At 68.0% G+C, this 23,248-nt stretch carries 18 protein-coding genes; 7 read left to right on the forward strand and 11 right to left on the reverse strand.

The window, feature by feature from the left end; translation table 11 throughout:
- Positions 1 to 50 precede the first annotated feature (50 nt).
- The gene (locus ABNX08_RS03770) at positions 51 to 5,945 is read left to right on the forward strand and encodes an Hpt domain-containing protein (protein ID WP_349608966.1); all 5,895 of its coding nucleotides are present in this window, start codon (positions 51 to 53) and stop codon (positions 5,943 to 5,945) included.
- Between the two features lie 182 nt (positions 5,946 to 6,127).
- Here the strand turns inward: ABNX08_RS03770 and ABNX08_RS03775 are convergent, their stop codons facing one another.
- From ABNX08_RS03775 to ABNX08_RS03795, 5 genes are all read right to left on the reverse strand, one after another.
- Positions 6,128 to 6,931 carry a hypothetical protein gene (locus ABNX08_RS03775; protein WP_022533837.1) on the reverse strand — a complete coding sequence of 268 codons (804 nt, stop codon included), beginning with the start codon at positions 6,929 to 6,931 and terminating at the stop codon, positions 6,128 to 6,130.
- Positions 6,932 to 7,183: 252 nt separating this feature from the next.
- Positions 7,184 to 8,491: an MFS transporter gene (locus ABNX08_RS03780; protein ID WP_022533838.1), complete on the reverse strand. Its 1,308-nt coding sequence runs from the start codon at positions 8,489 to 8,491 to the stop codon at positions 7,184 to 7,186.
- Positions 8,492 to 8,564: 73 nt separating this feature from the next.
- The gene (locus ABNX08_RS03785) at positions 8,565 to 9,323 is read right to left on the reverse strand and encodes an SDR family oxidoreductase (protein WP_022533839.1); all 759 of its coding nucleotides are present in this window, start codon (positions 9,321 to 9,323) and stop codon (positions 8,565 to 8,567) included.
- A gap of 54 nt (positions 9,324 to 9,377) precedes the next feature.
- The gene (locus ABNX08_RS03790) at positions 9,378 to 9,620 is read right to left on the reverse strand and encodes a hypothetical protein (RefSeq protein WP_022533840.1); all 243 of its coding nucleotides are present in this window, start codon (positions 9,618 to 9,620) and stop codon (positions 9,378 to 9,380) included.
- Positions 9,613 to 11,049, reverse strand: a complete 1,437-nt coding sequence (locus tag ABNX08_RS03795) for an aldehyde dehydrogenase family protein (RefSeq protein ID WP_022533841.1) — start codon at positions 11,047 to 11,049, stop codon at positions 9,613 to 9,615. The genes ABNX08_RS03790 and ABNX08_RS03795 overlap by 8 nt, the downstream gene beginning before the upstream one ends.
- Positions 11,050 to 11,231: 182 nt before the next feature.
- On the opposite strand from ABNX08_RS03795, the gene ppa reads away from it, so the two are divergent.
- Both ppa and ABNX08_RS03805 read left to right on the forward strand, forming a co-directional pair.
- Positions 11,232 to 11,759, forward strand: a complete 528-nt coding sequence (gene ppa / locus ABNX08_RS03800; RefSeq protein WP_022533842.1) for an inorganic diphosphatase — start codon at positions 11,232 to 11,234, stop codon at positions 11,757 to 11,759.
- 144 nt (positions 11,760 to 11,903) lie between these two features.
- Positions 11,904 to 12,476, forward strand: a complete 573-nt coding sequence (locus ABNX08_RS03805) for a cytochrome b (protein WP_349608969.1) — start codon at positions 11,904 to 11,906, stop codon at positions 12,474 to 12,476.
- A gap of 9 nt (positions 12,477 to 12,485) precedes the next feature.
- On the opposite strand, the gene ABNX08_RS03810 is transcribed toward ABNX08_RS03805, so the two are convergent.
- Complete coding sequence (locus ABNX08_RS03810) at positions 12,486 to 13,730, reverse strand: GNAT family N-acetyltransferase (protein WP_022533844.1); 1,245 nt, start codon at positions 13,728 to 13,730, stop codon at positions 12,486 to 12,488.
- Between the two features lie 230 nt (positions 13,731 to 13,960).
- Here ABNX08_RS03810 and ABNX08_RS03815 point away from each other — a divergent pair, with 230 nt between their 5' ends.
- Positions 13,961 to 16,009 (forward strand): NAD(+) synthase, encoded by a 2,049-nt coding sequence (locus ABNX08_RS03815; RefSeq protein WP_022533845.1) that lies wholly within the window; start codon positions 13,961 to 13,963, stop codon positions 16,007 to 16,009.
- 61 nt (positions 16,010 to 16,070) lie between these two features.
- Here the strand turns inward: ABNX08_RS03815 and ABNX08_RS03820 are convergent, their stop codons facing one another.
- Both ABNX08_RS03820 and ABNX08_RS03825 read right to left on the reverse strand, forming a co-directional pair.
- Complete coding sequence (locus tag ABNX08_RS03820) at positions 16,071 to 16,397, reverse strand: multidrug efflux SMR transporter (RefSeq protein ID WP_022533846.1); 327 nt, start codon at positions 16,395 to 16,397, stop codon at positions 16,071 to 16,073.
- Between the two features lie 3 nt (positions 16,398 to 16,400).
- Positions 16,401 to 17,402, reverse strand: a complete 1,002-nt coding sequence (locus ABNX08_RS03825) for an SLAC1 anion channel family protein (protein WP_022533847.1) — start codon at positions 17,400 to 17,402, stop codon at positions 16,401 to 16,403.
- Positions 17,403 to 17,650: 248 nt separating this feature from the next.
- Between ABNX08_RS03825 and ABNX08_RS03830 the strand changes: the two genes are divergently transcribed.
- From ABNX08_RS03830 to glnK, 3 genes are all read left to right on the forward strand, one after another.
- Positions 17,651 to 18,064 (forward strand): hypothetical protein, encoded by a 414-nt coding sequence (locus ABNX08_RS03830; RefSeq protein ID WP_041680956.1) that lies wholly within the window; start codon positions 17,651 to 17,653, stop codon positions 18,062 to 18,064.
- 135 nt (positions 18,065 to 18,199) lie between these two features.
- Entirely contained in the window at positions 18,200 to 19,159 is a 960-nt protein-coding gene (locus tag ABNX08_RS03835) for a GlxA family transcriptional regulator (RefSeq protein ID WP_022533849.1), read from the forward strand.
- Positions 19,160 to 19,340: 181 nt separating this feature from the next.
- Positions 19,341 to 19,679, forward strand: a complete 339-nt coding sequence (glnK, locus tag ABNX08_RS03840) for a P-II family nitrogen regulator (protein ID WP_006162803.1) — start codon at positions 19,341 to 19,343, stop codon at positions 19,677 to 19,679.
- A gap of 208 nt (positions 19,680 to 19,887) precedes the next feature.
- On the opposite strand, the gene ABNX08_RS03845 is transcribed toward glnK, so the two are convergent.
- From ABNX08_RS03845 to ABNX08_RS03855, 3 genes are all read right to left on the reverse strand, one after another.
- Positions 19,888 to 21,660: a hypothetical protein gene (locus ABNX08_RS03845; RefSeq protein ID WP_374063646.1), complete on the reverse strand. Its 1,773-nt coding sequence runs from the start codon at positions 21,658 to 21,660 to the stop codon at positions 19,888 to 19,890.
- A 119-nt stretch (positions 21,661 to 21,779) separates the two neighbouring features.
- Positions 21,780 to 22,421, reverse strand: coding sequence for a trimeric intracellular cation channel family protein (locus ABNX08_RS03850; RefSeq protein WP_022533851.1), 642 nt, complete (start codon positions 22,419 to 22,421; stop codon positions 21,780 to 21,782).
- Positions 22,422 to 22,443: 22 nt separating this feature from the next.
- A complete protein-coding gene (locus ABNX08_RS03855) occupies positions 22,444 to 23,118 on the reverse strand; it encodes a Smr/MutS family protein (protein WP_022533852.1) in 675 nt (224 codons plus the stop codon).
- Positions 23,119 to 23,248: the final 130 nt, after the last annotated feature.

Genomic DNA, 23,248 nt, shown 5'->3' on the forward strand with positions numbered 1-23,248 from the left:
CGTGGCCGGCCGCCCGCGGCCGCCCCCGTGGCGCCGCAATGGAAGCCGTCATGTCCCTGAATTTCCCTGTTCCGCGCGATGCCGCCGAAGGCGGTGCCTCGGCCGCCGGTCCCTCCGTCCCTTCCGGCCCGGCATGGCCGCAACCGGAGCCTGCGCCGCAACCTGGCGCGGCGCACGCGCTGCAAGATGCCCCCGCGGCGCCGCCGGCGCGCGACCTGTCCGGCCTGGCGTGGCTTGCCCCCAGCCTGCGCAGCGCGCTGGAAGATGCCGCCACCGAGCTGGGCCACTATGTCGATGAGGTACGCCAGGCGCCCGAGGCGCTGGGCGCGCGCGACACCACCTCGCTGCGGCTGGCCGGCCAGCACCTGCACCAGGCCGCCGGCGCGGTGCATATCGTCGGGCTGCGCGGCACCGACCCGTATTGCCAGGCCTTGCGCCGCCTGCTGGATGCCATCGACGCCGGCACGGTCGCCGCGGGCCCCGAAGCGCTGGCGGTGTTCCGCGCCGGCGTGCAGGCGCTGGCCGAGTATGTCGACGACCTGATGGCCGGCGACGACGAAGCGCCGCTGCGGCTGTTCCAGCCCTATGCGGGCGTGCTCGGGCTGCTCGCAGAAGAGCGCGTGCACCCGGCTGACCTGTGGCTCGATGAGCTGCAGATGCTCCCCGGCATGCTGCTGCCGGCAAAGAGCCCAACCGCGGTCACGCGCGCGCGCCAGCAGTTCGAAGCAGCCCTGCTCAAGGCGCTGCGGCTCCCCCCGGCGTGCGCTGACGGCGCGCTGCTGCGCGAAGCCTGGCTGCCGCTGCGTGCGGCACTGGACGCGGTACGCACCAACGAGCAGGAGGCGCGGCGCGCCACCGACCACCCTGACCGCGACGTCTGGCATGTGCTGGGGCTGGCCTTCGCGGCGCTGGCGCATGGCCTGCTGCCATCCGACCTGCTGGCCAAGCGCTTTGCCGGGCGTGTCAACCTGCTGCTGCGCCAATACCTGCAAGGGCAGGTGCGCGTGCCGCAGGCGCTGCTGAACGACGCGATGTTCCTGCTGGTGTGCACCGGCCTGGCGGGAATCCATGCGCAGGATGATGCGGCCGTGGCGGCATTGCACGCGGACATCGCGCGCACGCTCGAGGCCTTCCGCCTCGATGCCGCGCACGCCGTCGCCAATGCCGACTTCCGGCTGCGCTACTACGGCTGGCTCGACCTGATCGATACGCGCAACCTGCAGCAAGCCGCTGCTGGGCTGGAACGCGCGGCCGCCGGCGACCAGGCCGCCTGGGAAATCGCGCTGGCCGCGCTCGCCGAGGCCGCGCTGCCGCTGGCGCAGCCTGCGTTGCAGCGTTGCCTGGCGCAGGCCGTGACCCAGGGCTGGGAACGCGCGCGGGGCGAGGCGCTGGGCGCCACCGGTATCGCGCTGTTCCTGTCGCGCGCGCTGGCGCTGCCGTGGCGCGTGCACGGGCAATCCGCGCATCCCGCGGCGGCGCGCTTTGCCGCGCAGTGCGATGCGCTCGCCGACTGCCTGGCCGATCCCGGCGCGCTCGCGCCGGCGTGGCTGGCGCGCATGGTCGAGGAGGCGCGCGCGCAGGCGCTGCGCAGCGAGGCCGTGGCGCAGCTGCGCGCGCAGCTCGACAGCGGCGAATCGTGGCTCGACAGCTACGACCGCAATGCCGCGCGTGCCGACGGCGCCGGGCACCTGCGTGATGCGCGCGAGGCGTTCGCCGCGCTCGGCGCCACGCTGTCACAGCTCCCAGGTTCCGCGGCGCTGCCCGAGGCGCTTGCCGCCGACGCCGCGCAGGCCGCCGCCGCGGTACAGGCCGTCAATGCGCGCCTGGCGGAGCCCGGCGATCTTGCCGACGCCGGCGCACGCGCCGCGCTGCTGGGCGCGGTGGCGGCGGAACTCGGCGTGGTCCATGCCTTTGCCGATACCCTCGAATTCGGCCGCATGCGCCGTGCCGACGCGCTCACCGAAGCCGGCGCCAGCGACGACGCGCAGGCCCCCCAGCATCCGCTGGACGCCGCGCGTGCCGCCGCCGAGGAAGCGATCCGCACCGGTGCTATCCCCGATGCGGCGCCGGTACAGCGGCTGCGCTCAGCGCTGCAGGCCCTGGCCGACCAGGCTGCCATCGACGACGATGCCGCGCTGCGCCGCCAGGCCGCCGACGCCATCACGCAGTGCAATGCGTGGCTGGCGGGCAGCGACGAGGCGGGCGGGCGCCTGGTGGTCGCGCTGGCCGCTGCGATGCCCGAGCCCGCGCCCGCACCGACCCCGCCGGCCGCGCAGGGCATGCCCGCCGCGGGCGACAGCGCGGCCATCGACGCCGAACTGCTCGATATCTTCCTGAACGAGGCCGACGAGGTGCTGGGCGGCATTGCCGGCGACCTCGGCTCGGGCCTGGAGATACTGCGCGAGGCCGACACGCTCAGCCGCGTGCGGCGCGCCTTCCATACGCTCAAGGGCTCCAGCCGCATGGTCGGCCTGCATCGCTATGGCGAAGCCGCGTGGGCGGTGGAGCAGGTGATGAACCTGTGGATCGCCGAAGCGCGCGAGCCGGTGCCGGCACTGTTGTCGCTGCTGCGCCGCGCGCATGCCGAGCTGTCGGCGTGGGTCGCGCAGCTGCACCGCGACGCGGCCGCGTGGCACGACATCGCGCCGCTGGTGGCAGCCGCCGCAGCGGTGCGCGATCCGGCCGCGCCGCCGGCCGGAGATGGCGCTGCGGGCTTGCCTGAAGCCGAGGCGCCGGCTGCCGAAGCGCCGCTGGCGGATGCCCCGGCCGATGCGGTGGAAAACGTGCCGGCCGAGCTCTCAACCGAGCCGTTGACCGAGCCGTCAACCGATAGCGGCGACGACAACGTCATCCCGTTCCGCCTGTCCGGCGGGCTGTCGAGCGAGGACGACCACTACAAGGTGATCGGGCCGGTGCGCATCGGCCTGGCGCTGTACAACGTCTACCTGCAGGAGGCCGACGACCTGCTGCGCCAGTTCACCACCGACCTGTCCGAGTGGCGCCACGAGGGGCATCCGTGCCCGAGCGAATTGGCACTGCGCGTGGCCCACACGCTGCAAGGCAGCGCCTCGACCGTGGGGCTGGAGCCGGTGCGCGAGATTGCCGAGGCGCTGGAAGCGCTGCTGCTGCAGCTCGGCTCCCACCCGGTGGTGATGCATCCGGGCGACTTCCGCCTGCTCGAGCAGGCAGTCGAGCGCCTGCGCGGCATGCTGCACCAGTTCGCCGCGGGCGTCTGGCCCGATGCCGACGCCGGCTTGCGCCGCAGCCTGGTGGAGTTCGGCGAACGGGCGCTGCTGCGCCCGCGCGTGGCCGTGCCCGCGCCGCAGGCACCGGCTGACGCCGATGGCTCGGTGGCACAGCTGTTCGGGCAGCCGCCGGTGCAGCAGGATGAGCCGCCGCAAACGCCACCGGCGCCGCCGCCCACCCCGCACGATGCTGTGGTGATCGCGCTGCCGACCGCGCACCGCTTGCCGGTTGCGCCGGCGCAGCATGAAGACGGCGCGGAAGGCGCACCCGATCCGGTGCTGGTGCAGATTTTCCTGGAAGAGGCGCAGGGCACGCTGCCCGAGCTGGGCAAGCTGGTGCGCACCTGGGAAGCCGCACCTGACGAGGCCAGCCATGGCGGCCTGGTGCTGCGCGCGCTGCATACGCTCAAGGGCAGCGCGCGCATGGCCGGCGCGATGGCGCTGGGGCAGGCCGCGCATGAGATGGAAACGCTGCTGGACGCCAGCCTGCGCGGCCAGGGGCCGTTGGGTGTGGGGCCGCAGCTGTTCCAGCGGCTCTATGCCTGGTACGACCGCATCCTCGCGCATGCCGAGGCGCTGCAGGCGGGCCGCCTGCTGCCGGCCGACGATCCGGATGTGGTCAATGGACTGGCCGAGGCGGCGCAGGACGCAGAGACCGAGGCCGCTGCCCCGCAGGCAACCGAAACCGTGGCCCCGGCGGCCAACCTGCCGGCCGTGCCGGGACCCTCCGACGTGATGGTCACGCTGCCGGCAACGCCCCTGGCGCCCGCAGAACCGCCACGCGCGCTGGTGCGCGTGCAGGCGCGCGCGCTCGACACACTGATCAACGAGGCCGGCGAAGTCGGCGCCACGCGCGCGCGGCTCGACAGCGAACTGGAGGCGATGCGCGCCTACCTGGGCGAACTGAACGACAACGTCGCGCGCCTGCGTGGCCAGCTGCGCGAGATCGAGATCCAGGCCGAGTCGCAGATGGCCTCGCGCATCGCCGATGCGCAGCACAAGCAGGAATTCGATCCGCTCGAGTTCGACCGCTTCACCCGCTTCCAGGAACTGACGCGGATGATGGCCGAGTCCGTCAACGACGTGGCCACCGTCGAGCAGAACCTGCAGCGCGGCTTCGACCGCGCCGCCGGCGACCTGGCCGCGCAGGCACGGCTGACGCGCGGGCTGCAGCGCGGCCTGATGCAGGCGCGCATGGTGCAGTTCGACGCGCTGGCCGAGCGGCTCTATCGCGTGGCGCGCCAGGCCGCGGCGGAGACCGGCAAGGAAGTGCGGCTGCTGATCAAGGGCGGTACGGTGGAAATCGACCGCTCGGTGCTCGACCGCATGGCCGGCCCGATCGAACACCTGATCCGCAACGCGGTGGTGCACGGCATCGAATCGGCCGCGCAGCGCCGCGCCGCGGGCAAGCCCGTTACCGGCGCACTGACGCTGGAGGTGCAGCAGGAAGGCAATGAGGTGGTGCTGCATTTCGTCGACGACGGCGGCGGGCTGGACCTGGCGCGCATTCATGCGCGCGCGGTCGAGCGCCGGCTGCTGGCGGCCGATGACGAGGGCAGCGAAGCGCGTCTCACCGAGATGATCTTTACGCCCGGCTTCTCCACCGCCGAGGCCGTGTCGGAACTTGCCGGCCGCGGCGTGGGCATGGATGTGGTGCGCGCCGAGACCGTCGCATTGGGTGGGCGCATCTCGCTGGATTCAAAGGCCGGTCAGGGCACTACCTTCACCGTGCACCTGCCGCTGACCACGGCGATCACGCAGGTGCTGGTGATCTCGCTGGGCGGGCGGCTCTATGCGGTGCCCAGCGGCATGATCGACCAGGTCCAGCAGCTGCGCACGCAGGCGCTGCTGGAGGCGTACAACCAGGGCCGCCTGCCCTTCTCCGGCGCCGAGGTCCCGTTCTACTACTTCGGCGCGCTGCTGGAAGAAGGCAACGCCGTCACCGCGGGCCGCAAGTACTCGCCGGTGGTGGTTGTACGCAGCGGCGCGGAACGCGTGGCGGTGCATGTCGATGAGGTGGTCGGCAACCGCGAAGTGGTGGTCAAGCATATCGGCCCGCACCTGGCGCGGCTGGAAGGCATTGCCGGCGCGACCACGCTGGGCGATGGCGAGATCGTGCTGATCTACAACCCGGTGGTGCTGGCGCAGCGCTTCGTGCGCGAGCGCGGTCCGCAGGCACTGCCGGCAGTGCCCACGCAGGCCGCCCCGGCGCAGCTTGGCGCGGTGGCGGAACTGGGTGGCGATGGCAGCGCCAAGCCGGTGCCGGGCCTGGCCATGCAGCCGACGGTGATGGTGGTGGACGACTCGCTGACCGTGCGCAAGGCCACCCAGCGCCTGCTGAGCCGCGCCGGCTACCAGGTGGTGCTGGCGCGCGATGGCGTGGACGCGCTCAAGCAGCTGCAAGACGTGATGCCGGATGCGATGCTGGTGGATATCGAGATGCCGAACATGGACGGCTTCGACCTGACCCGCAACGTGCGTTCCGATTCGCGCACCGCGCATATGCCGCTGGTGATGATCACCTCGCGCACGGCGGACAAGCATCGCCGCTATGCGGAGGAGATCGGCGTCAACGTGTATCTGGGCAAGCCTTATAACGAGGATGAACTGCTGGGGACGTTGCACCGGTTGCTGGGTGAGCGGGCGGCGGGGACGGCGGGGTCGGTGGCGCAGATGCTGGGGGATGGGCCGGCGGCTTGAGTCGCGCTGCGTAGTGCGCGCTGGCGGTTTGCTCCCTCTCCCGCAAGCGGGAGAGGGAGCCTGTTACTAGCAATTAATAGCCCGTCGTCCTACCAAGGGCCCTAAACACAAAAAAGCGCGACATCCAAGATGCCGCGCCTTCCTTCCTCCTCCATCGGCCGCGCCGCGAACGGCGCGCGCCATTACCAGCGCATCTGCGCGTTCTTGCCACCAGTACTGACCGTCGCCGTCTTGGTCAGGCCCTTGTAAGTCGCCCGCACGTTATACGTGCCCTGCGGCGCCTTCACCAGGCAACGCGGCCCGTCGGCGACAAAGCTGGCGACTTCCTTGCTGCCGCGCATCAGCTTGACGTCGACATCGGACAGGTATTCACCGCGCTCGCCCTGCGTGAAGAGCAGGCTCATGTTGTAGTTGCGCGCCTGTGACTGCAGCTTGACCTGTTCATCCTCGGCCACGCCGCCGCAGATATAGGTGACCGCACCAGCGGTACGCTGCACCATCGCATCACGCGGCGGCGGGGGTGCCGGCGTGGCCAGCGGCGGGCGCGGCTGGGCCGGGGCGGCGGTAGGCGGTGGCGCCGGTACGGTCGGCGGCGTGCCGCTTGGCGCCGGCAGCGGCGATGCCGTCGGCGGCGGGGCTGCCGTGCCCGGCGCAGTCATGCCCGGAGCGGGCTGCGCAGTAGCCGGCGGCATGGTGGTGGCCGGGGCAGGGGCCGGCATCGTGGCACCCGGTGTCGGCGCCATGGTGCTGTCCGGTGCAGTCGCAGCGGGGGCTGGCGTCACGGGCGCAGGCGTGGCCGGCGTCGGCGCAGGGGTGGCTTCCACCACCGGCGCCTGCGCATGGCTGGCGGCCGGCATGAAAGCGAGCAGCGCTACTACGCCGGCACCGAGCGCGATCACCAGGCGCTTGACGCGCGAGCGTCGCGCCAGGCGGGCTTCAACGCGCTCGAGCGAACGGGTAGGGGCAAACGGGGGACGTTGCGGCATCGTGGCCTCCTTGGCGTATCTCGGAATCAGATGCCCCGGAGGACCCCGTGGGGATCACTCCGGGTGTCTTCTTTTCCATGCTAGCGCGCAAGGTGGGGCGACACTGCCCGTTTTGGTCCTACATCCGCGTCAGCGGACGGCGCGTTGTGGCTCGCAAGCGGCGGGGGAGAGACTTCACGAGATCCCAAATGGAAAACCGGCCGTTTCCCCGCAGGAACGGCCGGTTTCAGGCCTTCTCAGCGGTCGCTGCGCCTACTTGCGGCCCACCACGCGCGGAGGCACCGACAACGTCAGCGCGGCGCCCACCACCAGGCACGCCGCCAGCAGGTACATGCCGGAATCGGTGCTGTGCGTCAGATCCTTGAGCCAGCCCACCGCGTACGGGCTCAGGAAGCCGGCCAGGTTACCCAGCGAATTGATCAGCGCAATGCCCGCGGCCGCGCCGGTGCCGGCGAGGAATGCGGTCGGCAGGCTCCAGAACAGGGGCAGCGTGGTCAGGATGCCGATCGTTGCCAGCGTCAGCGCCACCATGGCCAGCGTGGTGTCGCCGTGCCATTGCACCGACAGCAGCAGCCCGAGCGACCCGAGCAGCGCGGGGATCGCGATATGCCAGCGGCGTTCGCCGCTGCGGTCGGCGCTGTGGGCCACCAGCACCATGCCGACCACCGCGCAGCCGTAGGGGATCGCCGTCAGCAGGCCGATATCGAGGGCGCTCTTCACGCCGGTCTGCTTGATGATCGTGGGCAGCCAGAAGCTGACGCCGTACAGGCCCATGACGAAGCAGAAGTAGATCGCGCTCATCAGCCATACGCGCGGGCTGAACATCACGGTGCGGATCGGCGGGTCTTCCTTGTGCGCGTCCTCGCTGGCGATATTGCGCTCCAGCAGCGCCTTTTCTTCCGGCGTGAGCCACTTGGCGTGCGTGATGCGGTCGTCCAGGTAGGCCAGCACCCACAGCCCCACCAGGATCGACGGGATGCCTTCCAACAGGAACATCCACTGCCAGCCGGCCCAGCCGTTATGGCCGTCGAAGGCCTGCATCACCCAGCCGGACAGCGGCCCGCCGATTACGCCCGAGAGCGCGATCGCGGTCATGAAGAAGGTGGTGGTGCGGCCGCGCCGGTTGGCCGGGTACCAGTACGTCAGGTACAGGATGATGCCGGGGAAGAAGCCCGCCTCGGCGATGCCCAGCAGGAAGCGCAGCACGTAGAACATGGTCGGCGTGGTGACGAACATCATCGCCGCCGAGATCGCGCCCCAGGTGATCATGATGCGCGCGATCCAGATGCGCGCGCCGACCTTGTGCAGGATCACGTTGCTCGGTACTTCGAACAGGAAGTAGCCGATGAAGAAGATGCCCGCGCCCAGGCCGTAGACGGTCTCGCTGAACTTCAGGTCGTTGAGCATCTGCAGCTTGGCGAAGCCCACGTTGACGCGGTCGAGATAGGCGACCACGTAGCACAGCAAGAGGAAGGGCACCAGGCGCCAGCTCACCTTGCGGTAGGTGGCGTCTTCAAAGGCGGCGCCGCTGACGCCGGGGTTTACTGCGGTCGTTGTCATGCTGTCTCCTGAGGATGTTTGCGCTTCTGCGACGCGGTACAGCTGTATTACGACAAAGCCTGGCGGGCGGTGCTTACACGCAGCGTCCGCCGTCGACTTCGATGCAGGTGCCGGTGATAAAGGCTGCTTCATCCGACGCCAGGTACAGGCAGGCGTTGGCCACGTCTTGCGGCGTCGACATGCGGCCCATCGGGATGGTGGCGAGGAATCTGGCGCGGTTCTCGGGCGTGTCAGGCATGCCCATGAACTCTTCCAGCAAGGCGGTTGCGCCGATCACCGGATTGACGCAGTTGACGCGGATATTGTCCTTGCCGAGCTCGGCCGCCATCGCCTTGCTCGCGGTAATCACCGCGCCCTTGCTGCCGTTGTACCAGACCAGCCCAGGACGCGGCCGGATGCCGGCGGTCGAGGCGATATTGACGAACACGCCGCCGCCGCGCTGGCGGAAGTGCGGGATAAAGGCGCGCGCCGACCAGTAGATGCTCTTGACGTTGACGGCGTAGACGCGATCGAACTCGTCCTCGGTGACTTCCAGGATGGGCTTGTTGCGATGGGTGGTGCCGGCGTTGTTGACGACGATATGCACGTCGCCGAAGGCGGCCAGCGCGGCCTCGCGCATGGCCTCGGTGTCGTCGCCGCGCGCAACGTCGGCGCGCACCGCGCGCGCCTGGCCACCGGCATCGCGGATCGCGGCCGCCACGCGCTCGGCGGCGTCTTCGCGCAGGTCGGCCACCAGCACGCTGGCGCCTTCGCGCGCGAAGGTGTGGGCGATGCCTTCGCCGAAGCCCGAACCGCCGCCGGTGACGATCGCTACCTTGTTGGCCAGTCTCATCGCGTGTCTCCTTGTGTTGTGGTTGTCGGTGATCTGTTGGCTGTGCTTAGGTACTCAATGCGAGAACGGCCCCCGCCCACGCAGCGCGTTGGCCGTCATCATCAGCGCCAGCAAAAACGGCAGCGCGACATACAGGCACCAGTGCACGCGATCGCCCACGACGTCGCCCCACTTGCGCTTGAACACCTGCAGCCGCGGCATGCCGGAGGGATTGGTGGCGCGCTTGTTCCGCACATGCCATGCCATCCAGAAAAAGAAGATGGCAAAGGCGACGGACAGGAAATTGATGTTACCCATGTTGAATGGCGATGGTTTTCAGTGTGGTGAATCCGTACAGGGCCTCGAAGCCCTTCTCGCGGCCGTAGCCGGACTGGCCGGTGCCGCCGAAAGGCAGCTCGACACCGCCGCCGGCACCGTAGTTGTTGATAAAGACCTGGCCCGCCCGCAGCTTGTGCGCCAGGCGCAGCTGGCGCCCGCCGTCGCGGGTCCAGACGCCGGCGACGAGCCCGTACGGCGTGCCGTTGGCGAGTGCGATGGCCTCGGCCTCGGTGTCGAAAGGCATCGCCGCAAGCAGCGGGCCGAACACTTCTTCCTGCGCCAGCCGGTGCGCGGGCGGTACGTCGCGGAACAGCATCGGCACCTGGTAGTAGCCGGCCTCCGGCGCCTCGGCCACGATCTGGCCCTGCGCCATCACCGACACGCCGGCGTGCTGCGCATCGGAAACGAAGTCCCACACGCGCTGCTGCTGTTTGCGGCTGATCAGCGGGCCGCATTCCAGGTCCAGCTCCGACGGACCCACGCGCAGCGATTCGAACACCGACGCCAGCCGGTCGAGCAGGGCGTCGTAGACCGGCCGCTCCACCAGCAGCCGGCTGCCCGCCGAGCAGGTCTGGCCGGCATTCTGCACGATGCCGTTGACCACCACCGGCACCAGCGCATCCAGGTCGGCATCGGCAAAGACGATCTGCGGCGACTTGCCGCCGAGTTCCAGCGTGACCGGCACATGGTTTTCGGCGGCGAGCTGGGCCACCTGCTTGCCGGTCTGGGGCGAGCCGGTGAACGAGATATGGTTGATGCCCGGGTGGCGCGCCAGCGCAGCGCCGGCTTCATGGCCGTAGCCGGTGATGATGTTGAGCGCACCTTCGGGCAGGCCGGCCTCGGCGGCGATCTCGGCCACGCGCAGCAAGGACAGGCAGGCGTCTTCGGCCGGCTTGACCACGCAGGCGTTGCCGGTGGCCAGTGCCGCGCCCACGCTACGCCCGAAGATCTGCAGCGGGTAGTTCCACGGGATGATGTGGCCGGTCACCCCGTGCGGCTCGCGCACGGTCAGCACGGTGTAGCCGGGGTTGTAGGGGATGGTCTGGCCGTGCAGCTTGTCCACCGCGCCGGCGTAGAACTCGAAGTAGCGCGCCACGGCGCGGGCGTCGGCGCGCGCCTGGCGCAGCGGCTTGCCGGTGTCGCGGGCCTCGAGCGTGGCCAGCTCGTCCTCATGGGCGATCAGCGCCACGGCGACGCGGTTGAGCAGGCGCACTCGCTCGGCCGGCGCCATCTGGCCCCAGGCGCCTTCGGCGGCCTGGCGCGCCGCATGGACGGCGACGTTGATGTCGGTGGCGTTGCCGCGGGCGATCTCGGCGAACGGCTCGCCGCTGGACGGATCGAATACCTTGATGCGCAGGCCGTTGTCAGGCGCGATCAGGCGGTTGGCGACGAAGTGCTGGGCGTGCATGGGTGGCTCCGAAGCGGCTAGAGGGCAGCACGGGGGCTGCGCAATTCAGTGACGGCTGAAGAATGCGCCATTATCGCCGACGGCGGGCGACCTGCAATGCGGCGGCTGTCAGCGTCCGGTCAGGCATGAGCCGCTATAATGCCCGCCATCCAACAACACCGCGCAGGCATCTGGAGAACCGCATGAGCTTCAACCTCGTAACCCCGGGCAAGGACATCCCCAACGATTTCAACGTCATTATCGAGATCTCGGCCCAGAGCGATCCGGTGAAGTACGAGGCCGACAAGGAAACCGGCCTGCTGTTCGTCGACCGCTTTATCGGCACCGGCATGCGCTATCCGGCCAACTACGGCTACATCCCGCAGACGCTGTCGGGCGATGGCGACCCGGTGGACGTGCTGGTGCTGTCGCCGTTCCCGATCCTGGCCGGTGCCGTGGTGCGCTGCCGTGCACTCGGCATGCTGAAGATGACCGACGAGTCGGGCGTGGACGCCAAGCTGGTCGCCGTGCCGCTGGACAAGCTGTCGCCGGCCACCGCCTACATGAAGGGCCTGTCGGACGTGCCGCAGAACACGCTGGACCAGATCAAGCACTTCTTTGAGCACTACAAGGCACTGGAAGCCGGCAAGTGGGTCAAGGTCGAAGGCTGGGCCGGCATCGAGGAAGCCCACAAGGAAATCACCGACGGCGTGGCGAACTACAAGAAGTGAGCTGCAAGAAAAATCAGCTGAATGCCGGCTGAAGCAACCCCGCTGTGGCGGGGTTTTTTGTTGCCTGCCGCTTGATGGTGGTTAGCACCCAGGCAAGTGGCTTGCGCTACGCTAGGGCGGTGCTGACGATAAGGAGAACCCACCATGGACCGCATCACGGAAATCCAGGCCTTGCCGGAGGTGTTGTCGCCGTCGCGCCGCTATGACCGGCTGGCGGTATGGCTGCACTGGGCGGTATTCCTGCTGGTAGCGCTCGCTTACGCCGCCATCGAACTGAAGGGCAACTTCGCCAAGGGCACACCGCCACGCAACTTGGCGATGCTGGTGCACGAATGGGCGGGGCTGGTGGTACTGGGACTGGCGGTGCCACGCCTGCTGTGGCGCCTGGTGCGCGGCGCGCCCATGCCGGAGCCGGGGTGGCGCCTGATGCAGCTGGCCGGGTCGGCCATGCACTGGGTGCTGTACCTGTTTATCCTGGCCCAGCCGCTGCTGGGGCTGCTGACAATCAATGCCGGCGGGCACCTGCTGGCGTTGCCGCAGCTGGGTATCGAGATTCCCGCGCTGGTGGGGCCGGATCCCGCGCTGAAGGACACCGTCAAGGAGACCCACGAGACCCTGGGCACCGCCTTCTACCTGGTGATCGGCCTGCATGCGATGGCGGCGCTGTTCCACCACTACATGCTGGGCGACAACACGCTGCGGCGGATGCTGCGCTGAGCGCAGCGATCAGGAGCGCGCGAACGGATTGCGTTCACCCAGCTCGTCCAGGTAGGCGTCGATGCCCTGGCGCTCGCGTACCAGGAAGCGCTCGACCGCATCGGCAAAATCCGGATGCGCCAGCCAGTGCGCCGAACGCGTGGCCACCGGCAGGAAGCCGCGCGCCATCTTGTGCTCGCCCTGCGCGCCGCCTTCGAAGGTGCGGATGCCTTGCGCGATGCAGAACTCCAGCGGCTGGTAGTAGGCCGTCTCGAAGTGCAGGCACGGCTGGTATTCGAGCGCGCCCCAGTAGCGGCCGTACAGCGTGCTGACCCCGGGCGCGTCGTCGTACACCAGCAGCGAGGACGCGATGCGCCGGCCCTCGCGCTCGGCCACCACCAGCAGCAGATGCTGCGGCATGGCCGCGCCGATGCGCCGGAAGAAATCCAGGTTCAGGTAGGGCGTGGAATGGTGCTCGCGGTAGGTCTGGCGATAGCAGCGGTTGAAGAAGCGCCACGCATCGTCGTCGATCTCGGCCCCGCGCAGGTGGCGGAAGGTGATGCCGGCCTGCGCCACCTGGCGCCGCTCGGCGCGGATGTTCTTGCGCTTCTTCTGCGACAGCGTGGCAAGGAAATCGTCGAAGCTGGCATAGCGTTCGCCGCCCGGGCCTGGATCTGCGCCTTCGCCACCGTTGGTCCAGTGGAACTGCACGCCATGGCGCATCAGCATGCCGGCCTCCTGCATCAGGTCGGCCTCGGCATCGTCGGGGAACAGGATATGCAGCGACGACATCTTGCTTTCCGCCGCCAGCGTCAGGGCCACCTGCAGCAGCAGCCGGCGCGCCGACTCGTCCTCTGCAATCAGCCGAGCCCCGCGCACCGGCGTGAACGGGATTGCCGACAGCCACTTGGGGTAGTACTCGATGCCGTGGCGCGCGTAGGCGTCGGCCCAGGCCCAGTCAAACACATACTCGCCATACGAATGCGCCTTGGCATAGAGCGGCATCGCCCCGGCCAGCCGCTCGCCGGCCCACAGCGTCAGGTAGCGCGGATGCCAGCCGGTTTCTCCGCATGCGCTGCCGCTGGCGTGCAGCGCATGCAGGAAGGCGTGGCGCAGGAAGGGCGTGGCTTCGGGCTGGCGTGACAGCAGCGCGTCCCAGGCGGCCGGGTCGATCCCGGCCAGGTCGGAGACGATCTCTGTGCGATAGCCCGGGGCGTCCGGTTGGCTGGCGTTCTGGCTGTCTGCGGCCGCGGTATTGCCGGAATCCGACTGCATTGGCAAGGGTCCGTGATCGAGAATGAGGGAGGGGTAGGGCGCGGCGGCCCTGGTCTGGCGGCCGGCCCGGTCGAGTCTACCGGAAACGGCCCACGGGCGCTGCGGAGTGCCTTGACGGCAGCGCAGGGATTGGCGACGTAGAATGGCGAGTATGCGTCACGCCACCACTTCCTGCTGAATCGCACCCGGCTGTGCCACGCGCGCCGGTGCCGCACCCCAGGTTCCCGATCATGAAGCCATCCTTCTTCAACCTCTATTCCCACGGTTTCGCGCGCGTGGCGGTCGGCGTGCCGGTCTGCCGCGTCGCCGATCCCGCCTTCAACGCGCGCGAGACGCTGGCGCTCGCCACGCAGGCCGCGCAGCAGGGCGCCGTGCTAGCTGCCTTCCCTGAACTGGGCCTGTCGGCCTACACCTGCGACGACCTGTTCCACCAGCGCACGCTGCTCGACGCCTGTGAAACGGCGCTGGGCACCATCGTCGAAGCCTCGCGCAAGCTGCCGCTGGCGATGGTGGTGGGCATGCCGTTGCGCGTGCAGCACCAGCTGTTCAACTGCGCCGTGGTGGTGGCGGCGGGCCGGGTGCAGGGCGTGGTGCCCAAGTCCTACCTGCCGAATTACTGGGAATTCTATGAAGGGCGCCAGTTCAGCGCGGCCGACTGTGCCAACGCCGACAGCGTGCGGCTGCTGGGCCAGGACGTGCCGTTCGGCGCCGGGCTGCTGTTCGATATCGAAGGGCTGCCGTTCTTCCGCTTCCACGCCGAGATCTGCGAAGACGTGTGGGTGCCGATTCCGCCGTCGTCGTTCGCCGCGCTGGCCGGCGCGACCGTGCTGGTGAACCTGTCCGCATCGAATATCGTGGTCGGCAAGTCCGGCTACCGGCACCAGCTGGTGTCGCAGCAATCGGCGCGCTGCCTGGCGGCGTACCTGTACACCTCCGCCGGCAAGGGCGAATCGTCGACCGACCTGGCCTGGGACGGCCAGGCACTGATCTGCGAGAACGGCGAACTGCTGGCGGAGTCCGAGCGCTTCTCCGATGACTCGCACCTGCTGTTCGCCGATGTCGACGTCGAGCGCCTGTCGCGCGAACGCATGCACCAGGTGACCTTCGGCCATTCAGTGCGCCGGCACAAGGAAGAGGCCGGGCGCTTCCGCGTGATCAGCTTCCCGCTGGACCTGCCGCGCGACAAGACCCTGCCGCTGTCGCGCAACGTGGCGCGCTTCCCGTACGTGCCGGCCGACCCGCGCCAGCGTGACGAGCGCTGCAACGAGGTCTACAACATCCAGGTGCAGGCGCTGGTGCAGCGGCTTTCGGCCAGCAAGATCAGCAAGGTGGTGATCGGCGTGTCCGGCGGGCTCGATTCCACGCACGCGCTGCTGGTCTGCGCCAAGGCGATGGATCGCCTCGGCCTGCCGCGCGCCAATATCCTCGCCTACACCATGCCAGGCTTCGCCACCAGCGACCGCACGCTGCAGCAGGCGCGCCAGCTGATGCAGGTGGTGGGCTGCACCGCCACCGAGATCGATATCCGCCCGAGTTGCATGGCGATGCTGAAGGACCTTGGCCACCCCTACGCCGCCGGCGAGAAGGTCTACGACGTGACCTTCGAAAACGTGCAGGCCGGCGAGCGCACCAACCACCTGTTCCGGCTGGCCAACTTCCACCATGCCATCGTGATCGGCACCGGCGACCTGAGCGAGCTGGCGCTGGGCTGGTGCACTTATGGCGTGGGCGACCACATGTCGCACTACAACGTCAACGCCAGCGTGCCCAAGACGCTGATCTCGCACCTGGTGCGCTGGGTGGCGGAAACCGGGCAGGTGGGCGAGGGCGGCTCGGATGTGCTGCTGGCGGTGTTGGGCACCGATATCAGCCCCGAGTTGGTGCCGGGCGATACCAACCACGGCCCGGAGCAGAAGACCGAGAGCACCATCGGCCCTTACGAGCTACAGGATTTCAACCTCTACTACACGCTGCGCTTCGGCTTCACGCCGTCGAAGATCGCCTTCCTGGCGCAGCACGCCTGGGGCGACCGCGAGCGCGGGGTCTGGCCCTACGGGCCGGAGGTGGCGCGCAATGAGTACGGGCTGGCGGAGATCAAGCGAAACCTGGCGATCTTCCTGGACCGGTTCTTCCGCACCAGCCAGTTCAAGCGCTCCTGCGTGCCGAATGCGCCCAAGGTGGGCTCGGGTGGCTCGCTGTCGCCGCGTGGCGACTGGCGGGCGCCGAGCGATTCGGAGTCTGTGGTGTGGCTGGCGGATCTGGAGAAAGTCCCGGACTGACAGGGCGACCCTTTTGCCGATGAGCATGGCCCGCGTGTGCGGGCCATTTTTCTTGGGAATTTCAGGCTGCAGGGCCCGACACCAGCTTGAGCCCGACCACGCCACTCAGGATCAGCCCGATGCAAGCCACGCGCGCCAGCGACACCGGCTCGCCCAGCCACAGCATGCCCAGCATCGCGGTGCCCGCGGCACCGATGCCGGTCCACACCGCATAGGCCGTGCCGACCGGCAGCACGCGCAGCGACAGTGTCAGCAGCACGATGCTGGCCAGCCCGGTGGCCACGGCATAGACACTCGGCCACAGCCGGCTGAAGCCGGCCGACCACTTCATGCCGAAGGCAAAGGCGATTTCAAGCAGGCCGGCCACGCCCAACAATATCCACGACATCGCTCAGGCGGCCAGCAGGCGCTGCGTGAAGAGGCCATGCAGCGTGCGCACGAACAGCACCGCGATCGCCACCGTCAGCACCAGCAGGATCAGGCCCGCCACCCACGCCAGCACGCCGGTTTGCACATGCGCCGCATACTTCAGCGCCGCGTTCGACAGCGCCGCCATCGGGAAGCTGATGGCCCACCACGACGGCGCGAACGGCGCCGGGCGGCGGAACACGCGCCACGACAGCAGCAGGAACAGGAACAGGCCGAAGTAGAACAGCATGCCGGCGAACATGTCGATGTGCCCGGTCACGTTGACGTAGGCCAGGAAGCCCACCTCGAACGGCGCGATCAGGATGATCAGCGACGGCACCATGCCGGCCGGCAGCGGATCGTGGTGGACCAGGCGCGACAAGATCATGGTGAAGAACACCAGCGCCATCATCGTGCCGACCGCAATCGCAATCAGGTTGACCTCGTGCGCCCACGCCATCGGCATGGTGCCCCCGGCCACGGCGATGTCGAGCGTGGCCACGCCCGGGATCAGCCACGCCGGCACGACGTGCGTCGGATCGCCCTTGCCGCGGAAGAGGCGGCCAGCAATGACGAAGGTCAGCGCGATGGTCAGCACGGTGCCCAGCGTCCAGATCGCCTGGCCCAGCGCCTGATGGTGCACGCCGACGACCGATGACAGCAGCAGGATGGCAATGGTGATGGTGCCGAAGAAATTCCCGGCCACCGGATGGTTGAACTCGGCCCGGACCGCATCCCGGTAGCGCAGCCACTTGGCCAGGTAGCCGGCGGCCAGCGCCAGGAAGGCGAGCACGGCGACCACGCCGACGGCGTCGCCGACGGCGTCGCCGATGGCGGGGCTGGTGCCGAAGACCGGGCCCGCGCCGCGCCATGCCATCGACAGGCCGGACAGGCCCATCACGGCGCCGAACAGGTTGACGGGGAGATTCTTCACCGAGCTGCGCGGCGCCGGCAGGCTGGCCGCGGGGTTGGCTGCAAAAGTCATAGGGGTGCGTCTGCTTCAGTGGATCGGCCGGCACGCCGTGTGCCTGGCGGGAGGGTTGCCGGGGCCGCGTCCCATGAAGGGCCCGGGCCTGGTGGAAGGAATTATGGTTGGCGCTCTCGTTGGCCGAAAGGATAAATACACGTCAGATTCGGCCAATCGAATCGCGGCCTCGGCCAGTGATGCCGCAGGGCCGTATTTCCTCCCTAGACTGCGCCCCGGTTCGATTGCGTAGCAGAGGAAAGACAGCAATGACGAGACGAATGACGAGGGGCGCCGCCCGTGCCGCCTGGCTGCTGGCCTGTTGCCTGGGCCTGGCCGCGTGCATCCAGGCGCCGATCCGGCCTCATGAAGGCGCGCCTGTTGTGCGGCACGGGCAGGGCGGTGCGCGCGAGCACGTGGACGGCGTCGATATTTGGCTGCGGGGCGAGCCGCCCCGGCCCTATGAAGTGCTGGCCTATACCAGCGTGGAAACGCCGGAAGGCTGGATCGGCGAGCGCATCCTGCTGTCGCGGGTGGCCAGCCGCGTTCGCGAGGCGGGCGGCGACGCCGCGCTGCTGGATGCACAGCGCACGCGGCTGTCCACGCTACATCGCGCTGGTGGCAACACGGCGTTGGCGGAGTCCCGGCGCGTCGTCGACATCACCATCGTGCGTTATCGCTAGGGCGCCGCGCCGGGCAGGGAGTGCCGGCAAATCCAGCCGGACCGGCATCAGTCTCGGCCATGCGCCTGCCATTCTGGCCGGATTTGCCTAGACTTGCGGTATCCAGCCATCATCCATGCCCCTTGCCTTGCTGCCATGAAGATCGCAGTCCTTGCTTTCCCCGGCGTCCAGATGCTCGATCTGGCCGGTCCCCTCGACGTGTTCCATGAAGGGGCCCGGCAGGCCGGCCAACCGGACGCCTACCAGTTCGAGATCGTCTCCCCATCGCCCGGTATGCTGACCGCTGCCAATGGCATGCGCATCATGCCGGACGCGACGCTGGAGACTGCCAGCGCCGATATCGACACGCTGCTGGTCGCTGGCGGCCCCAGACTCAACCTGCTCGAACAGGACCAGGCGATCCGCGACTGGCTCGCGCGCCAGGCCCGCACCGTGCGGCGCATCGGCTCGGTGTGCTCGGGCGCGATGCTGCTGGCGCATGCCGGGCTGCTGGACGGCCGCAGCGCGACCACGCACTGGAATGCCACCGAGCGCCTGGCGCGGAAGTTCCCGGGCGTCAGGGTCGAGCCGGACCGGATCTTCGTGAAGGACGGCAACCTGTACACCTCGGCCGGCGTGACCGCCGGGCTGGACCTGGCGCTGGCACTGGTCGAGGAGGATTTCGGTCGGGTGGTGGCGCTGCGCGTGGCGCGCGAGCTGGTGATGTTCCTCAAGCGCCCTGGCGGGCAGTCACAGTTCAGCGCCCATCTGGCGGCGCAGACGGCTGAGCGCAACGCCATCCGCGAGGTGCAGGGATGGGTGGTGGAGAACCTGGCCTGCAACCTGTCGGTCGAGGCGCTGGCCGCTCAGGCCGGCATGAGCACGCGCAATTTCTCGCGCATCTTCAAACAGGAATGCCAGGTGACGCCGGCGGATTTCGTCGAGGGGGCGCGCATCGACGCGGCGCGCCGGCTGCTGGAAGGCTCGCGCCATCCGCTCAAGCGCGTCGCCGCGCTGACCGGATTCGGCGACACGAACAACCTGCGCCGCGCCTTCCTGCGGCGGCTGGGCGTGCCGCCGGCGGACTACAGGCGGCGCTTTCGCAGCGCCGCCTGAACAAAGTGCTGTACACAGCCTGTGCACAGCATTTGCACAGGTTTTCCGGGGTCCTTTCCACAGGGTTGTCCACAGTGCGCCCGGCGCGGCCTTGCGGGGAATGCGGGCGGCCAATGACTGGTAAAATGCTCGCCGGAGAGCGCCGCCAGGCGTGTGAACAAACGATAAACAGGGGCCAGTCATGAAGCAGATTACCGCCATCATCAAACCGTTCAAGCTCGACGAGGTGCGTGAAGCGCTGGCTGACGTCGGCGTGACCGGGCTGACGGTGACCGAGGTGAAGGGATTTGGCCGCCAGAAGGGGCATACCGAGCTCTATCGCGGCGCCGAGTACGTGGTCGACTTCCTGCCCAAGATCAAGATTGAAGTGGTGGTGGCCGAGAACCAGCTCGACACCGTGCTGGACGCCATCGTCAAGGCCGCCCATACCGGCAAGATCGGCGACGGCAAGATCTTCGTCACCGAAATCGAGCGCGTGATCCGCATCCGTACCGGCGAACAGGACGAAGCCGCGGTCTGAGCCGCCGGCCAGAAACAAGAAAAACGCCGCCTCGCAGGGCTAGGCGGTCGCTTAAAGTGTTGATGAAATTCTCAATGGCCATCTCTGTACCAGCAGACTTGGCCATTCTCTTAGGCAAAATTTCTTCCACAAGAGAACACGAGCGACAAAACGCAGTTTTCACCGCGCCGCTCGAGGTCCTAGAGGCCTCGAGCTGAAAACCACACTTCTATCCCGTTGGCAATGACGCCACATCAGGCTCGCAGACGGTCTGCGGGGAAGGGGTTTCGACCTGGCAGAGGAACCAATTGCGGAGGTTTTCACCCCATCGCTTCCGGTTCTTGCCTAGAGCCCGAGCGACATCTCTCCATTGAGCCCCTGCCAGGGCCGTCTTGCTCTGCTTCGGGGTGGCTGGCAGGTGCGAAAAGACGAGTCGCTCGTTGTGCCTCTTGACGAAGCACTGGGCACCCACTGTCTTCCAGGGGATACCGTACAAAGCTTGCCGGCCCAACCAAAGAGCGGCGGACTCATCCGCGCCGATTCGATTGGGACGGCCATATTTGGTGAAGCCTCCGACCGAACTGTACGAAGGGTTCACCAAATAGAGCCGAACATGAGCTTTTTCACAGGCACGGGTCATCAGCTCTGCGAACTGTGAGCTTGCAAACGAACTTAGCATCTCGTTATATCGCTTGTTGACGCCGCCGGCGCGCAAGCCGGCCTTCTTCGTCGCGAAATCCAGGTTCTCGATGGCCACTGCGAGGCCTAGGCGCTTGCCCAGGCGGGCAAGCTCTGCAACGGTTGTTCCGATGACTTGCTTGCGTACAGCGTCGGAAAGGCCTTTTAGGTCCCAGCCGAGAAAGCCGCTCTGCGGATGACCCTCCCGCAACCGGTTCCCATCGGGCTTCACCACAGCCCAGGCAACGCCCCGGGCATTCAAATCCAGTCCAAGGACACCAGCCTCTCTAGTGCGAGCGGTCTCTGGGTTGAAACCGGTGGGAACGTCAACGCTCGCTTGCAGATACCAAATGCGCTCGCCGGCCGGTGATAGCCTTTGCAAGAGCCGCATTGTGACAGGCCGCTTTCCAAACGCGTCAATCAGCGCTGCGCGGGCCGCGCCCCGATGCGAGGCAAAGTCGACCCCGTCAATCACAATGAATCGGCATTTCATGCGAAGGGGCATCACCTTTTGCGGCCCTCCGCTGCGAGGAATGCCCAAAGCGTCCATGCGTTCATGCGCAAGCTTGTCCGTCAACCGGACGCGCAACTGGTTGGTATCCGGCAGCCACTGTAGTTCGCTATTGCCGCTGGGCTTAGCCGTATGTCCTATCGACCAGACCTGACCGTTTCGGGCTGTGTCCCAGGCCTCGTGCCAATCCTCGACAGAGGCGAATGGAGTGGTCTCGGTGTTGTGTTCGCCGGGCCGCTGCTGAAGCAGCTTCTTCGAGCCAAAACAGAGACTGTAGCGGCCTTCATCAATAGCTTTAAGCAGCGCGGACAGCTTGCCGCGCTTGGCAGTAAGAACGCGTTCTTTTTGTGCAACCCAGTTGCGGCAAAATTCGAGTTCGGTATCGACTTCCCGTAGGCGGGCTAGCGTCGTAAGGTAGCGGTTTGAACGGGCTTTCCCCGGCTTCGGTGCTACTTTATCGCGTTGAGCGCGTAGCTTATCTTGCCGTTTTGACAGGGCCTGAATTTTCTTGCCTTTGTCGGCTAGTGCGCATTCGCGTCGCTGAATGGCCAGCTCAAGCTGACCTCGTTCGTACTTTTTGAGTTCGACCAAGCCTGCATGGCGCATTTCAGCTTGCGTCAGCATGGAATCGACTTGATGCGAGGTAAAGCCTTCCCTCGTTAAGGTGGCGTAGGCGGTCGTTCGAGTGAGGTTTTGTCGATACAGAAGACTCCAAGCCTTACGCGCGCCCCACGACCAGCGTTCCGAGTTAGCCGCCAACAAGGCGGCTAACTCGGGGGTCAGATTGAGGCGGGCTTCAAAGGTGTGGAGCAAAGGCTTACCTAGAGCACTGTATGAATATACAGCACTCTATGCTTTTCTCGTTACCCCCGTCAACACTTTAAGCGACCCCCTTGCCTCGCAGGGCGGCGTTTTTGTTTGCGCCGGCGGTTTCAGCTCGGCAGCTTCCAGCCGTAGCGCACCGACACCAGCCGCATGGCGATGATCGCCACCGCCCCGGTCAGCAGCGCCGCCTCCTGCTGCACCGCCAGCCAGGTCATGCCGACATAGATCCAGCAGCCGATGAACGAGCAGGTGGCGTAGGGCGAGCGGTCGCGCAGGATCATCGGCACTTCATTGCACAGCACGTCGCGCACCACGCCGCCGAACACGGCCGAGATGATGCCCATCATCACGGCCACGGTCGGCGTCATCTGCGCCACCAGCGCCAGCGAGGCGCCGGTCACCGAGAACAGCCCCAGGCCGATCGCATCGGCCACGATGAGGGTGCGTTCGGAGGCCACCCGGCTCAACACGCGCAGCATCAGCGACGCGCCGAACGACATCGCGAAGATCAGCAGCACATAGCCTTCGTGGTCGACCCAGTAGAACGGGCGCCGGTCCAGCAGCACGTCGCGTACGGTGCCGCCGCCGAAGGCGGTGGCAAACGCCACCACGAAGGTGCCGACCACGTCCAGGCGCTGCTTGCGCGCATCGACCACGCCCGAGACGGCAAAGGCGAGCACCCCGATCACCTCCATGATGTGGAGGATCAGGGGCAGCGGCCCCATCAGCAATTCGAGGGGAAGGTGCATCCGGTGCCGGGTTGGCCGTGGATCAGGTGCGCGGCTGGCGTAGCAGCACCATCAGCGCGCCGGCGCCGCCCTCGGCCTCGCGGGCCTGCACGAAGGCGAGCACTTCTTCCTTCTGCACCAGCCAGCTGCGCACCTTGCCCTTGAGCACCGGCAGCTTGTCGGGCGAGCCCAGGCCCTTGCCGTGGATCACGCGCACGCAGCGCACGCCGTTGCGCACCGAGCGGCGCAGGAACTCCGCCAGCGCCTCGCGCGCCTCGTCGCTGCGCAGGCCGTGCAGGTCGACCTTGTCCTGCGGCACCCATTCGCCGCGGCGCAGCTTGCGGATCACGTCCATGCCGATGCCGGGGCGGCGGAACGACAGCGACTCGTCGGTTTCCAGCAGGCTTTCGACATCGAAATCATCTGACAGGGAGGCGGCCAGCACGGCCTCGTCGTTGCGGCGCGACTGCACCGGCACGGGGGCGGGCTTGCTGCCGGGCAGCGGGACGCGGTTGCGGTCGCGCAGCTGGCTGACCTGGCCAACGCTGGCGCGGAACACATCGGCTTCCTCGCGGGCGCGCTGCGCGGCCTGCTCGGCGGCCAGGCGCTCGGCTTCGCGCCGCTCGGTGTCGGCCTTGAGGGTGTCGCGCAACTTGGCCAGGTCGTTCAGGCCGAAGCGTTGGGGCGGTCGGTCGGGTTTGCGGGCGCCGTGCGTCATGAAAAATCTCCGGAGGCTCGCCGGGATTATATCGACTGGGGAGGGGTCAGGCGGTGGCGAAAAGCGGGGCGGGCGCCGGCGGGCCAGCGCGGCCCGCCGTCAGGCATCCGGCCGCGGCGGGCCGGATTGC

Source organism: Cupriavidus sp. DF5525 (assembly GCF_040149425.2).
GTDB classification, from domain to species: Bacteria; Pseudomonadota; Gammaproteobacteria; order Burkholderiales; family Burkholderiaceae; genus Cupriavidus; species Cupriavidus pickettii_A.